Source organism: Chloroflexus sp., assembly GCF_034434295.1.
Lineage (GTDB): Bacteria > Chloroflexota > Chloroflexia > Chloroflexales > Chloroflexaceae > Chloroflexus.
Genome location: NZ_DAOTZQ010000057.1, coordinates 1 through 13,583, shown reverse-complemented (window position 1 = coordinate 13,583; position 13,583 = coordinate 1). Strand labels below are relative to the sequence as shown.

Genomic DNA, 13,583 nt, shown 5'->3' with positions numbered 1-13,583 from the left:
GATATCCGCATCGCCTGGGACGTGCCCGGACTACGGCCACACAGCCCGGACGTGATGGTGATTCCCGGCATCACCAAACGGGAGAACTGGAGCACGTTCGATGTTGCCCAGGATGGGCAGCGTCCGGCGTTGATCATCGAAATCACCTCACCGGAGACCCGCGAGAACGATCTGGTGCGCAAAGTCGAGCACTATGCACGGGCGGGGGTCGCGCAGTACGTGATCGTGGATGATCTGACGCGGGAAGAGCCGCTCCGGCTGCGGTTGCTGGACTACCGGCTGGTGGGAGAGCGCTACGTGCTGCACCCGCCGGACGAGCACGGACGGGTGTATCTGGAGAGCGCCCGGCTGTGGTTGGGGATCGCGGACAACCACGTGGTGTGTTTCAACGAGCGGGGGGAGGTGATGGGGAACTACACCGCGATGATGGAGCTGGCAGAAGCGGCGCAAGCTCAGGCCCGGCGCGAAGCTGAGGCCCGCGCCGCTGCTGAGGAACAGGCCCAGCGTGAAGCCGAAGCGCGGGTGGCGGCTGAAGAGCGGGCACGGCTCGCGGAAGAACAGGCCCGGCGTGAAGCTGAGGCACGAGCTGCCGCCGAAGCACAGGTGCGGCGTGAAGCCGAGTCCCGCGCTGCTGCCGAAGAACAGGCGCGGCGTGAAGCTGAGGCCCGCGCCGTTGCCGAAGAGCAGGCGCACCGTGAAGCCGAAGCACGGGCAGCAGAAGCGGCGGCACGGGCTGAGGTCGAGGCTCGTTTACGCGAGCTTGAAGCAGAATTGCGTCGGCTGCGGGGTGAAGGGTAAAACTATGAGCATCGCGGTATATCAGCAGTGATCCAATACATTGTCGGAGGGTTGTGTGAGGGTGGTGGTATACACGGAGCAACTAACAGACAATCTCGCCGCAGTGACTGTGCTACGGGAACCTGCTACCTGGTTATGACGAGCGCGTACAAGAGTTGTGTGTTATCGACAGCTACGAAAGTTCGTTTTCTTCCATCCAGAACGGATCACAGTGGGTATGGTAGTCTAGCTGCTGTAAGTCAGGTAAGGAACACGTGGATCACTGAGTGCGAAGATAACCCGCCAGCGTGTCTCTGGGCGGATTCATCAGATTGTCTTCCAGTTACTGCTGTCTTGCCTGTGGCACAAACAAAACAGCCCGTAAGAAACGATGTGAATTCTACTCGTGTTGATCGTAGAGGGGGAGCGTGAAGTAAAAGGTGGCACCGCACCCCGGCCCGGCACTGGTAGCCCAAATCTGGCCACCATGCATTTCAACCAGCCCCTTACAGATGGTGAGGCCAATGCCTGCGCCACCGGTCGCACGAGTACGCGACTTGTCCACCCGATAAAAACGCTCGAACAGATGAGGCAGGTGTTCGGCGGCAATGCCAATTCCGCTGTCCTGCACCCAAAAGCGGATAGCCTCGCCTGCACTATTAGCCCCGATCACAGCCCGTCCGCCGTCCGGTGTGTATTGCAACGCATTGCCTAAGAGATTGATCAGAACTTGCAGGACGCGGTCACTATCTGCCCATACCGGCGGCAGGCGTGGCTCGATGTTCACGTGTAGCTCAATGTTTTTGGCCGTAAACTGAGGGGTCAGTCGCGTTACCGCTGCCTCGATGAGATGAGCCGGGTCTACCGGGGTCGGTGCGAGCGTCATCTGGCGCGACTCAACCCGCGATAGTTGCTGGAGATCATCGGTTAATCGGCGTAGGCGGTTGACTTCGTCGAGAACGAGTGCCCAGGTTGCCTCATCAGTTTCAATAATGCCATCCAGTATTCCCTCAACATAGCCGGCAATGGTCGCCAGTGGGGTGCGTAGCTCGTGTGCGACATCACCGATGAGGGCGACTCGACGCTGTTCAGCGCGTTCAAGGGCCTCGGCCATCATGTTAAACTGGGTAGCCAGGCGTGCCAGTTCACGATCTCCGATCAGCGGTGCCCGTTCAGCATAGTGACCGGCAGCTATGCGACTGGTAACTTGCAAAAGATTGTCTATGGGCTGTACGATCTGTCGTGAAGCTACCAGACTCACAAAGATCGCGACGGTGACGGCTGCGCCGCTGCTGATGGTCAATGCCTGCATCATGGCCAGGGTAAAAATTGCATTGGTTGCACGTTCCATCTCGACCATACTTGCGTCAGCCGTCTCAGTCCAGTGCGGCCCTAACCAGGCGATCATCAACTGGTCGTGTAAGCCGGGGGCAAAGATGATCGTGATCGTCAGGAGAGTTAGCGCACCGGCAGCAATGGTCAGCAGATGAGACAATAACAGACGGTAGCGTAATCCACCACGCTTTAGCCAGCCGTTCACGTTCGTTCTCCGAATCGATAACCAACACTCCGGACGGTAAAGATAAAGCGGGGGCGTGCCGGATCATCACCCAATTTTTTGCGTAAATTCGCAATATGTACTTCCAGAACGTGTTCGTCGCCGAAGTAATTGTTCCCCCAAACCTGATCGAGCAATTGGGCGCGTGAGAAGACTCGTCCGGGAGCGGCAGCCAGGATGGTTAACAGACGATATTCTAACGGGGTCAGATTAATGGGCACTCCATCTAACCGCACGGTATGCGATTCGCTATCGATAGTGAGTGGCCCAACCGTCATTGTCGAGGGTTCATCGACATACCCTGATTGACGAGGACGCCGAAACATCGCACGCACGCGAGCCACTAATTCACGTGGTGAAAAGGGTTTCACCAGATAATCATCAGCCCCAACCTCCAACCCTTTGACGCGATCAGGCTCCTCTACTTTTGCGGTCAGCATCAAGATATACGCATCAGAAAACGTTCGTAACTGGCGACAGACCTCAAAACCGTCAAGCGCCGGCAACATCAGATCGAGGATGATCAGATCGGGGCGGAGTTTTCTGGCCTGGGCAAGGGCACTCAAACCATCGCCAGCGTGGGCAACGCGAAATCCGGCCTGAATAAGGTAGCGCTGAATGAGTTCGCGCAACCGACTCTCGTCATCAACAATGAGGATCAGGGGTGTGTGCATGGTCAATCCGCACTATGATGCAATGACCTAACGTTACGTTCTCCCGCTTTGAGCAGAGAGATTGGCTTACCAGCATCATAACAAATTGTTGCGCTGTATGTGAACAACAAGATACTCTGCGTCGAGAACCTGTCAGTTCGCTCCATGTGTGCAATGAGGATGCGGCTACATTCGGCCAGGACTGCGATTGTCTTAACACGAGGAGTACACTTGCCATCGATCCAACGGGTGAGTCGCTGCGCCGAGGAGAAGAACCAGCAGCGAGCAGATAGTGAGAGCAGTGCCTTGCGCTGTTCAGTCACAGATGAAGCTGGCTTACCGCCCGGCACTGCTCTCATTTAGTTTCTTTACCCGGTCACAGGCACATGTTGCTATTTGCCGAACCACGTGCGCAGCCACTCACGCATCTGGGCAATCTCAGCTTCCTGAGCAGAGATAATCGCCTCGGCCAGCGTCTTGATCTCGGCGTGCTCGGCCTTTTCCAGTGCATCACGAGCCATTGCAATCGCACCCTCGTGGTGCGGAATCATTGCTTCGATAAAACGCTGGTCAAACGGTGCATCACCCTCGGCAACTGTCATCGGCCCCATCTCCATCGCCATACCGCTGGTTGGCGGCAGATCGGGATACCATTCCTGTCGCCAGGCTTTCATCTGGGCAATCTCGGCTTCCTGGGTCGCGATAATCGCCTCGGCCAGTTGCCGAATCTCGGCGCGCTGGCTCTCTTGCAGGGCCTGGCGGGCCATCGTGACCGCGCCTTCGTGATGGACGATCATGCCGTCAATGAACAGGGCATCATATGGCTCATTGCCATGGGCCATTGGCATGGTTGAGTGATCCATGCCACTCATTGGGGTTGCAGGTGTTGACTGGCTACACGCAGCCAGGATTACCAGCAAGAACACGAACAATCGCTGCATTTACCACCTCTGCACATACAGGTCATTACTGACTTCAGCGGAGCCAGTATGCAGAATGAAGCTCAAGATTTGTTCAAGCGTTGTTTAGTAATTGCTTAGACGCGATGCAGGCTTGCAATGAGAATCGTTTCTTCAAACGCACATCACCCCCGAATACCTGAGAACGCACCAAACCTTCACAGTTTGCAATCCGTGCATCAACGTTGCGCTTTGCGACGTGGAAGCAACACGTGTACGCCAATGTACCATCGTGCGAGTGCGTTAGTCGCTTGATCGAACGTGATACGGTGATGGTTTACAGCTCTGGCACCTTTCGCTCTCAGTTGTAACTATACATAACATTTTCTAAGTTTTGCCATGGTTTGCCTGTGGTGGCGTAAGTGGCAGAATGATCGTCACTGTTGTCCCTTCGCCTTGTCGGCTCGAAATCGCAACCTCACCACCATGAGCGTAGGCAACGCTCTGCACCAACGTGAGGCCCAGGCCAGTACCACCGGTTCGGCGCGAACGAGAGCGATCACCTCGATAAAATGGGGTAAAGACATGGGGCAGATCGGCCTCGGCGATCCCTTCGCCGTTATCACTCACCCAACAGTACAACTGCTGTTGATCAACCTTCCAACCCAACCGGATAGTGCCGCTCGCCGCCGTGTGTTGAATCGCATTATCAACCAGGTGAAAAAGCGCTTGTTTGACGCTGTCGGCATCAATCCAGACCTGAATAGGTGGCCCGCTTTCGAGGATTACCCGTCGTTCACCGGCTAAGAGCCGGGCCTGGGCGGTAAATTCGACGAGAAAATCGGTCATTGTCACCGGTTGTATGTTCAATGAACGCCCCGACTCGTAGCGGGCTTTGTCGAGTAACTGTTCACTGACATTGCACAGGCGGACAACGTCACGATGCATACTTTGGATCAGGCGGAAGGCCGTTTGCGGGTCATCCTGGGCACCGCGTAACAGCACCTCTAGTCCGCTGCGTAATGCGGTTAACGGTGTGCGCATCTCGTGAGCGGCGTCGGCGATAAAGCGTCGTTGAGCCTGAAAATTTTGTTCCAGACGCTCAACCATCTCGTCAAAAGCCTGCGTCAGCTTGCCAATCTCGTCGTGTGGCGAAATCACCGGTACGTGCTGGCGGAGATTTCCCTGGGCAATCTTTTGACAGGCAACAATTAGGTCGCTTAATGGCCGTAATGTCGAGCTGGTTAACCAGTAGCCGATGAGGCTGCCTGCGAGGAGAACGATGACGATACTTGACACAATAATGATACTTTGGCGTTGCAGAGTTGTCTCTATTGGGCTTAAGGGTGTGCTCATTTGCACCACGCCAAACACCTCAGGTGCTCCTGGTGCCGGTCGCAGTGGAATTAACAGGCTTAGCATCCGCTGCTCGCCATCATCCTGAATCACGTTCACGTTATTGTGGCCGGCCAGTGCCATATTGACATATGCAGCTTCGACCGGTTGAGCCGGCGGCTCTTCTGGTAATCGGCGACCACTGGCTAACAACTCGCCTGCCTGATCAAAGACCAGAGCGGTAGTATCGCGCGAGGTCAGATCACGGCTCAGTTGTTCGGCAATTAACGGTAACTGTATCGCCGGTTCAGGTCGTTCAAACAGGTATTGTTCGATCACCGGTTTGGCTTGCGCTCGAATCCGCAGACCGGTGCTCTCGAAAAGAAACTGGCGCATATCGAGGTAGAAACCAAAGCCAAGTAAACATAAAAGCAAGGCCAGCAGGCCGCTGTACAGCAGCGCCAGTCGTTGCCGCAACGATAATCTATGCCATCGCTGTTTCATCTTCAGGCCGTAAACAGTAGCCGACGCCATAAATGGTACGGATGAGTTTGCGCTCATGATCACCTATCTTTTCACGTAGATTACTCATATGTACTTCAACGATGTTTGAGTCGCCGACATATGTGAACCCCCATACCCGACTGAGCAGGGTCTCTCTAGTGAATACCCGACGGGGATGGCGCATGAATAACTCAAGGAGTGCGAATTCGGTTGGGGTCAACTCTAATTGCCGGCCATTGAGTGTCACTTCCCGGGTCTCGGTGTCGAGGGTGAGACCAGCGATCCGCAGCATGGTTGATGGTCGACTGACTCCAACCCGCCGCAAGACAGCGTAGACACGGGCTAATAATTCATCGAAGCTAAATGGCTTGACGATATAATCGTCGGCTCCTAATTGTAACCCCTGTACCCGCTCTTGCACCTCGCCACGGGCCGTCAGCATGATGATGGGTAGCGTGCTGGAACGAGCGCGCAGCCGCCGACAAACAACCATGCCGTCGATATCGGGGAGCATCAGATCAAGGATGACCAGATCAATCTCTTGCTCTTCACTCACTTGTAAACCGCTCCGCCCGTCAGTCGTTACGGTGACCCGCATCCCTTCATACGTTAAGCCAATGCGGAGAGATTCGGCAATAGTTGGCTCATCTTCGATAACCAGAATGTGTAATTCGCGATCAGTTTCTGGTGATTTCATAGAACTACCCTTGCCTCGTAGCAGCCGCTGCGGTTGAAATGGAATTCGGATGCGACCATTACGGTCGCACCCAAATCTTCCGACAGCATGACGATAAGCGTTGTCTTCCTGCTACGGAATAACGATTACCATGCCGGTTGTAAGATTAGTAATGGTGTCGGGTTTGATATGCACATCACCGTATTTACCGGTCTTGCGCACACCAGCTACCTGTACCGCAGCACCGACCGGGATCGTGTTCGTGATAGTTGCCGACAGGTGTGGTGGTGTGCGTACCTCATCGCCGGTGGTGAGCACGAAGCCATCGATTCGACCACTGCGGCTGTAGGTATAGTTTACCACCTGGCCTTGCAGGTCAACTACCTCTTCGATGACTAAACGTGCGTTCGTGGTCAGGTTAGTGATGACCTGTGCCTTCACGTGGATTTCACCCCGCCGACCAATACGCTGGCGGCCATCTACCTGTACCGGCGAACCGACGGTTATGGTCTGGGAAAGTTCCCATTCCCAATGCTTCGGTGTGCGAACTTCAACACCACTATCGAGGTAGAAGCCGTCAATTTCGCCCCGTGGCGCATATTTGAATGATACAACCGTTCCAGTGACAGTGATCGGTGTGTCGGGCTGATGCGGTCGAGCATGCACTGCGCCGGCAGGCCAGGTCAGTGCACCGAGCGTCGCAATGCCGAGCAGAATAGCGAGATAACGTGTCATTGTTGCATCCTTTCCTTGCCGTACTCATTGCTGTCGGCAAAGGCAGTATACCGATCAAGCCTGAACAGAAACCGAAGAAAAACTGAAGAGATTCTGAAGATGCGGGTAAGGGCAATTCAATGCACGGCATGTGTTCAATGCTATTGGCGCATGCCGTGTGGACGACGTTATGGGTTTTGACGAGCAGAATGCACCGCAAGCATTGCTGGATTGCTAACCCAACAATTCTCAGGTCTGATCGCGGAGCAGGCAGCCATGCTTCGGTAACGCTGCACCTGCACAGATCCAGGTGAGCCTATCTCCACAGTTCTGTTGCTCCTTTCTTCGTTTTTACGGTATCTGGTTTACAAAATCACTATATTAGAGTATACTTACTGGCAGTATGAGATGGTTCTTCATCCGGCAAGGAGCTACAAAGATGGATATGGCTGGCGTAGTTACGTTGACTCAGGGCTTACTGGTGTTAGTCATTGCCGCTTTGGTTTGGCCACTAATCGCATGTGCGTCGCGTTCCCAACGCCAGCACACCCAACGAACGACATCCTCTGACTGCATTCATCAGCCGACTTCGTTTCGCGCCTCACGTGAAGGGTAAGTGACGTAGTCTGATTAGAGTCAACACGAGCGGGTTCGCTTACTGCTTAACATGACACTACCTACCGATAACCTTCTGCCTGCATGTGGAACAAACGTGCGTAAGTGCCATCACGAGCCAGCAATTCCTGATGAGTGCCCATCTCGGTGATCTGCCCATGTTCGAGCACCACAATCCGGTCTGCCATCCGGACAGTTGAGAAGCGATGGCTAATCAACACTGCAATCCGTCCGGCGGTTAAATCACGAAAGCGCTGAAAGATTTCGTATTCACGCTCGGCATCGAGAGCAGCCGTTGGCTCATCGAGCACCAGTATTTCGCTATCACGCATAAATGCGCGGCCCAGCGCAATCTTCTGCCATTGCCCACCCGACAGTTCGGCCCCATTTTCAAACCAGCGCCCTAGCATCGTCTCGTAGCCATCAGGCAAATGACGCAGCACTTCATCAGCCCCTCCTCGCTCGGCTGCCGAACGGATGCGCGGTTCGTTAGTCAGCTCATCAATCTGACCAAACCCAATATTCTCGCGGGCAGTGGCCTGATAGCGAACAAAGTCTTGAAAAATGACGCCAATCCGCTGGCGTAATTGCTCAAGATCGTAATCGCGTAAATCGACACCATCGAGCAGAATCTGACCTTCGGTTGGATCGTACAGTCGGGTCAACAGCTTGATTAAGGTCGTCTTGCCGGCACCATTTGCGCCTACGAGGGCGATCTTCTCGCCCGGTGCAATGTGCAGATTGATTGCGCGCAATGCCCAATCTTCCCGGTCAGGATAACGAAAACTGACATTGCGAAACTCAATGCCGTGGCGGATGATGCGTGGTACCGGGAGATTGCGACCACTGCGCATCTGTGGCTCCAGCGCCATAAAATCGAATAGATTCCCTAGAAACAACCCACCTTCGTAGAGTTGCGCCAGATTGCCGAACAAGGTCTGCACGATTGACTGGCTTTGGCGAAACAGGGTCAGATAAAAGGTCATGCCGCCAATGGTAATTGCGCCGGCCACTGTTTGCCAGATAATCCATCCGTATGCGACGTAATAACCGGTGCTGGCTACGACCCCCCACACCACACTGATCAGCGAACGGCGGCGGGCCAGGGCTGCATCTTCGGTGAAGAAGCGTTGATACTGCTCCTGATGGCGTTGCAGTAGTGGCAAGCCGAGTGCGAACAATTTTACCTCTTTCGCCGCAGTATCAACGGTCAGCAGATGTTCAAGGTACTGCATGCGGCGAAATTCTGGTGTGCGCCAGGTCAGTAAGCGAAACCGTAACCGGCTAAAATGAGTCTGGGCGAGAAAGGCTGGAATAGTTGCGCCAAACAAGATCAACGCTATGAGAGGGCTAAACCAGAGCAGACTGGCCGCAAACGAGCCAAGGGTCAAAATTTGTTGAATCGCACTGAATGCGGTGTTCACCATTGCCATTGCCCGCCAGTTGGTTTCGCGACGTGCGTTTTGTAACTTGTCATAATACTGAGCATCTTCAAAATAGTGCAGATCGAGGAGCAGCGCTTTTTGCATAATCATGACGTTGACCAGGTTGCTCAGCCGGGCATGCAAGATGTGTTCACTTAGCGTTCGCATCTGCATCAGCACTGCCCCCAGCGTAATCAGCCCAAACTCGCCCAATAGCCACGGCAACGTTTGCTCAAGGCCGCTCAACGCGGTAAGACCCTGTTGCACAGCCGCAACAACGGTATCAACAATCTGTTTGGCCATATACGCCTGCGCTAGGGGCAGCCCTGCGGCCAGCAACGTGATACATGCCATCGCAATCGTATGGATGCGATCAGCCTGCCAGACCAGGCGGAAAGCTGCGGGAACATTACGCAGGGCTTTACGAGTCTCTCGTACCCATTGCCGCCAGGTTTGTGGACGTGCTCGGATAGGGAATGGACGCGGACGACCGCCAAATGGACGAGACATACCAGCTCCGTGTGCTTTGTGGTACCCAGGATGGGTAGCAGTGTGTTAGCATGATACGCTAATTGTCGCGCAACTTTTCAACCCGGTTGCGCGTTTAATCAAAGAGTGTTACCAGTCGGGTAACGCAGGTTTTCTGCAGACAAAAATAATGCGCTTGCGCAACCCGTTCAACCGCGGAGTATGGCTATGGAGACAATCATTGCGCTGGCCAGCTCATTGGGTCTGGCAACGGCTACCGGTCTTAATGCGTATCTTCCTCTCCTCACCGTCAGTGTTCTCTCCCGCCTTGGCCTGATTCAATTGGGTGAACCGTTCGATCTGCTTTCGCATCCGATCACGATGATTGTGCTGGTGATACTGGCCATTGTCGATTTTATCGGCGACAAAGTCCCGGCGGTTGATAGTGTCTTGCACATTATCGGCCTGGTCATCAGTCCAATTGCCGGCGCAATTGTTGCCCTGGCTGCCTCAAGTGATATTGTCTCTATCCATCCAGCAGTTGTTGCCGGTGCGGCGATCATTGCTGCTGCCGGTACCCAGAGTGCGCGCACCAGTATTCGTCCGGCAGTGACTGCCGCCACCGGAGGGACAGCCAACTCATTTGTGAGTTTTCTGGAAGATGCGCTGTCGTTTGTACTTAGCCTGTTATCAATCTTTTTGCCGGTGCTGGCGTTCGTTATTGCTCTGATCCTGGCATTTGTTGCCTTTCGTTTCATTCGCGGTGCTGTGCGCGTTTGGCGTGAAGCAAACCCGCGGCGCAACGGCGTTTCGCGTGTGCGGTGAAGGTGAGGGTTTGATCGTTGATTCGGGTACATACGTGGCAAAGACGATCCGAATGAATCAGTGCAGTGAATTTTAAAGATACAACAACAGCAATGGCCTGTGCCGTAGATTTCCAATAGCCTGGACAGGTTCAATCGCTGTATCGGCGATTGATACGAATTTGTTCACATCGGCGATATCCGATAACATTGTGTGGTCTGTCTTGCCAACTATCCGCTTGCCATTGCAGGTACCGGGTGGTGCGACAGCGATTTGCTGTCTTGACAAATAAAAAATATGTTCTATACTGTCTGTAACGATCAGGCCGTATTCTCGTGGAAAAGGTAATCGCTGTTACGTCCGTCCTCATTGCTGAAGACCTGCCAGGTCCAACACCGGTACGCTGGTGTGCCGATATGTGTGCGCAGTAGATGTTCGCGTAGTTGCTTGCCAGCAACCGATTGCAGCGACCCATCTGCTGAATCGTCCTGTTAGACGCTATTCATCAAGATCAACAGGTTCTACATCTATGAACAGAGCAGGCAATCACAACGAACGCATTCGCACGATGACTTTTGCCTCGGTCTACCCACACTATGTGGCGAAGATCGAGAAGAAGGGACGAACCAGGGCCGAGCTGCATCAGGTCATTGCCTGGCTGACGGGATATGACGAGGCAGATATTCTCAGGCACATTCAGCAAAATTCAACCTTTGAAACCTTTTTCGCCGAGGCGACATTAAACCCGAATGCCTCGTTGATCACCGGTGTGATTTGCGGTTATCGGGTTGAGGAGATTGAAGACCCTTTGACACAGCAGGTGCGGTATCTGGACAAGCTGGTAGATGAGCTGGCGAAGGGCCGCAAGATGGAGAAGATTCTCCGTACCTCGTAAGCGGGCTGCACCTGCCTTTTTGTAAGCGCCGACGAGTATATCTGGCATGATGCAGTGAAGGTGCGCCACGTAGTGCGAGTGTGGCAATTAGCGTGATCAGCGCTTCCATTCCTATCACGTATCGTATTTGGTTGAGAACATTAGTCATAACCCAAGTTGCTACCTTTATCACCACAGAGACACAGAGGATGGTTAGAATCTGGGGTGCTTCGGTGAGGCGTGACATAGCACGTCCATAGGAACTGGCTGCTCTCCATATCGTTGATGCGTTTACGCCATACAGTGTTGGGTGCAACGTCGTGCTATTTATCCTGGTAGTCAGCCTCCGTGATCTGCTCACGGCATAGGGAGCAACTTGAGTTAGTCATAGGTGGAATGAAGTTATGCAAGACATTCAAAAAGAGAAAGGCACATTATCAGCCGAACAACACGAGCAACTCCTCAAGACATTGAAGGCTCGTTTTGAAAAGAATATACACCGTCACAGAGGTCTTGACTGGTCGATGGTGCAGGCGCGGCTTGAAGTGCATCCCGACAAGCTCTGGTCGCTCGGCGAAATGGAACGAACCGGCGGCGAACCGGACGTGGTTGGCTACGACAGCGAAACGGGTGAATACCTTTTCTACGATTGCTCACCGGAGAGTCCGAGCGGACGTCGAAGCCTTTGCTATGACCGCGAGGCCCGTGAGTCCAGAAAAGAACACAAGCCGCAAAGCAGTGCGCTAGAAATGGCCGCCGCGATGGGTATTGAGCTTTTGACAGAGGAGGAGTACCGAAAGCTGCAAGCGCTTGGGGAGTTTGATACAAAGACCTCGAGCTGGGTGATGACTCCGCCCGAGATTCGTGCGCTTGGCGGTGCGCTCTTCTGCGACCGACGCTACAACCACGTCTTCACCTATCATAACGGCGCTGAGTCCTATTATGCCGCACGGGGCTTTCGTGGAAAGCTGAGGGTGTGAAAGGAGTGCGCAGGTATGCCCGTATGCCCTACTTTGACTTCTATCTTGTCCCTATCCCTATCGAAAACAAAACGGCCTACGAGGAGCTGGCCCACGTTTCCGCGCAGGTGTTGCGAGAATACGGCGCCGTTCGTGTTGTTGAGTGTTGGCTTGATCCCATCGGCCCTGGGGCTTCAACGTACCATGCGAGTGAGGCACGATTGGATGCCGACCAGTACCCGACCTTTCTTCAAGTAGCCGGCGCAAGCGAGGGCGAAACCGCCGTTTTGTCCTTTGTCGAATGGCCCGATAAAGCTACGCGGGATACAGGGATGGCAAAGGTGACAGAGGATCTGCGCATGCAATTTCAGGATCAGCCGCCCGTCTTCGACGGTCGACACCTCATTGCCGGCGGTTTCACCCCCCATGCTGATCGCGGCGAATGAGGACTGAGTGACATTGGATCGCTATCCTGCATCCAGGAGGAACATTATGAGCAAGGTATTCATCAACATTAGCCTCAGCCTCGACGGCTTCGTGGCACCGGAGGGTATGGACATGGCGCATTTCAGCGACCCAACATATAAAAACTGGGGCGCGAAATGGGGTGCACTGATGGCCTGGGCGCTCAATCAACAGTATCTGCGTGAGAAGCTAAAACTGGGGTCTGGAGGTGAGGCTGGCCCGGTCAACGACATGGTACGCCACATCTTCGAGCGCACCGGTGCCCATATCATGGGCAAGCGAATGTTTGAAGGTGGTGAACGTGGATGGCCAGAAGAAGCACCGTTTCACACGCCTGTGTACGTACTGACGCACGAGTACCGTGAGCCCTGGGAGCGCCCAGGGGGAACTACATTCTACTTTGTCAACGATGGTCCAGAACATGCCCTCGAACTGGCACGGGAAGCGGCAGGAGAGCGTGACATCCGCATTTCCGGTGGCGCAAATGTCATCCAGCAGTACCTGAACCTGGGTGTGGTTGATGAACTGGAAATCGCTTTGATCCCAGTGTTGTTCGGCGGTGGACGGCGTCTGTTCGAGAACCTGTACGAGCCGTTGCCGCAGTTTCGGATTGACAACGTGCTTGAAAGCTCTACCGCGACCCATCTGCGTTATGTGCGTCTGTGAAAGGGACTATGCCGCTTAATCGTGGTACGCCAGGGCTATTGATGGTTGTCCTCACAGAACCTGTTGGTGTTGTCGTGTTGCGGTGGTGGGAGCTGCACCACAGAGGTACAGAGGACACAGAGAGGTGAGAGGCTTGCGTGAAGTGACGAGCGAGGTGGGTGTTCGTGCTTCCAGGGGATAGCCCAGGTCGGG

At 54.3% G+C, this 13,583-nt stretch carries 14 protein-coding genes; 7 read left to right on the top strand and 7 right to left on the bottom strand.

The genetic code is table 11. The features are described 5' to 3' along the window. A partial coding sequence (locus VAE57_RS09380; RefSeq protein ID WP_322821624.1) for a Uma2 family endonuclease occupies nucleotides 1-798 on the top strand: 798 nt, incomplete at its 5' end. Between the two features lie 379 nt (nucleotides 799-1,177). On the opposite strand, the gene VAE57_RS09375 is transcribed toward VAE57_RS09380, so the two are convergent. Together VAE57_RS09375 and VAE57_RS09370 are read right to left on the bottom strand one after the other, a co-directional pair. Next, complete coding sequence (locus VAE57_RS09375) at nucleotides 1,178-2,317, bottom strand: sensor histidine kinase (protein WP_322821623.1); 1,140 nt, start codon at nucleotides 2,315-2,317, stop codon at nucleotides 1,178-1,180. Then, entirely contained in the window at nucleotides 2,314-3,009 is a 696-nt protein-coding gene (locus tag VAE57_RS09370; RefSeq protein WP_322821622.1) for a response regulator transcription factor, read from the bottom strand. The genes VAE57_RS09375 and VAE57_RS09370 overlap by 4 nt, the downstream gene beginning before the upstream one ends. Nucleotides 3,010-3,219: 210 nt before the next feature. Here VAE57_RS09370 and VAE57_RS09365 point away from each other — a divergent pair, with 210 nt between their 5' ends. Further along, complete coding sequence (locus VAE57_RS09365) at nucleotides 3,220-3,351, top strand: hypothetical protein (RefSeq protein WP_322821621.1); 132 nt, start codon at nucleotides 3,220-3,222, stop codon at nucleotides 3,349-3,351. Between the two features lie 29 nt (nucleotides 3,352-3,380). Here VAE57_RS09365 and VAE57_RS09360 read toward each other — a convergent pair whose 3' ends face one another. The 5 genes from VAE57_RS09360 to VAE57_RS09340 form a co-directional block, all read right to left on the bottom strand. Then, nucleotides 3,381-3,929 (bottom strand): DUF305 domain-containing protein, encoded by a 549-nt coding sequence (locus VAE57_RS09360; RefSeq protein WP_322821620.1) that lies wholly within the window; start codon nucleotides 3,927-3,929, stop codon nucleotides 3,381-3,383. A gap of 345 nt (nucleotides 3,930-4,274) precedes the next feature. Next, a complete protein-coding gene (locus VAE57_RS09355) occupies nucleotides 4,275-5,726 on the bottom strand; it encodes a HAMP domain-containing sensor histidine kinase (RefSeq protein WP_322821619.1) in 1,452 nt (483 codons plus the stop codon). After that, the gene (locus VAE57_RS09350; protein WP_322821618.1) at nucleotides 5,707-6,423 is read right to left on the bottom strand and encodes a response regulator transcription factor; all 717 of its coding nucleotides are present in this window, start codon (nucleotides 6,421-6,423) and stop codon (nucleotides 5,707-5,709) included. Before VAE57_RS09350 ends, VAE57_RS09355 begins: the two co-directional genes overlap by 20 nt. 111 nt (nucleotides 6,424-6,534) lie before the next feature. Beyond that, the gene (locus VAE57_RS09345) at nucleotides 6,535-7,137 is read right to left on the bottom strand and encodes a hypothetical protein (RefSeq protein ID WP_322821617.1); all 603 of its coding nucleotides are present in this window, start codon (nucleotides 7,135-7,137) and stop codon (nucleotides 6,535-6,537) included. A 656-nt stretch (nucleotides 7,138-7,793) separates the two neighbouring features. Continuing rightward, a complete protein-coding gene (locus tag VAE57_RS09340; RefSeq protein ID WP_322821616.1) occupies nucleotides 7,794-9,665 on the bottom strand; it encodes an ABC transporter ATP-binding protein in 1,872 nt (623 codons plus the stop codon). Nucleotides 9,666-9,851: 186 nt separating this feature from the next. Here VAE57_RS09340 and VAE57_RS09335 point away from each other — a divergent pair, with 186 nt between their 5' ends. From VAE57_RS09335 to VAE57_RS09315, 5 genes are all read left to right on the top strand, one after another. Then, complete coding sequence (locus VAE57_RS09335; protein ID WP_322821615.1) at nucleotides 9,852-10,448, top strand: DUF4126 domain-containing protein; 597 nt, start codon at nucleotides 9,852-9,854, stop codon at nucleotides 10,446-10,448. A gap of 508 nt (nucleotides 10,449-10,956) precedes the next feature. Beyond that, on the top strand, nucleotides 10,957-11,322 hold the full coding sequence (locus VAE57_RS09330; RefSeq protein ID WP_322821614.1) for a DUF2200 domain-containing protein: 366 nt from the start codon (nucleotides 10,957-10,959) through the stop codon (nucleotides 11,320-11,322). 383 nt (nucleotides 11,323-11,705) lie between these two features. Beyond that, nucleotides 11,706-12,281 carry a DUF4256 domain-containing protein gene (locus tag VAE57_RS09325; RefSeq protein WP_322821613.1) on the top strand — a complete coding sequence of 192 codons (576 nt, stop codon included), beginning with the start codon at nucleotides 11,706-11,708 and terminating at the stop codon, nucleotides 12,279-12,281. Nucleotides 12,282-12,304: 23 nt separating this feature from the next. Continuing rightward, nucleotides 12,305-12,706: a DUF1428 domain-containing protein gene (locus tag VAE57_RS09320; RefSeq protein WP_322821612.1), complete on the top strand. Its 402-nt coding sequence runs from the start codon at nucleotides 12,305-12,307 to the stop codon at nucleotides 12,704-12,706. A 46-nt stretch (nucleotides 12,707-12,752) separates the two neighbouring features. Further along, nucleotides 12,753-13,391, top strand: a complete 639-nt coding sequence (locus VAE57_RS09315) for a dihydrofolate reductase family protein (RefSeq protein WP_322821611.1) — start codon at nucleotides 12,753-12,755, stop codon at nucleotides 13,389-13,391. The last annotated feature ends 192 nt before the right edge of the window (nucleotides 13,392-13,583 follow it).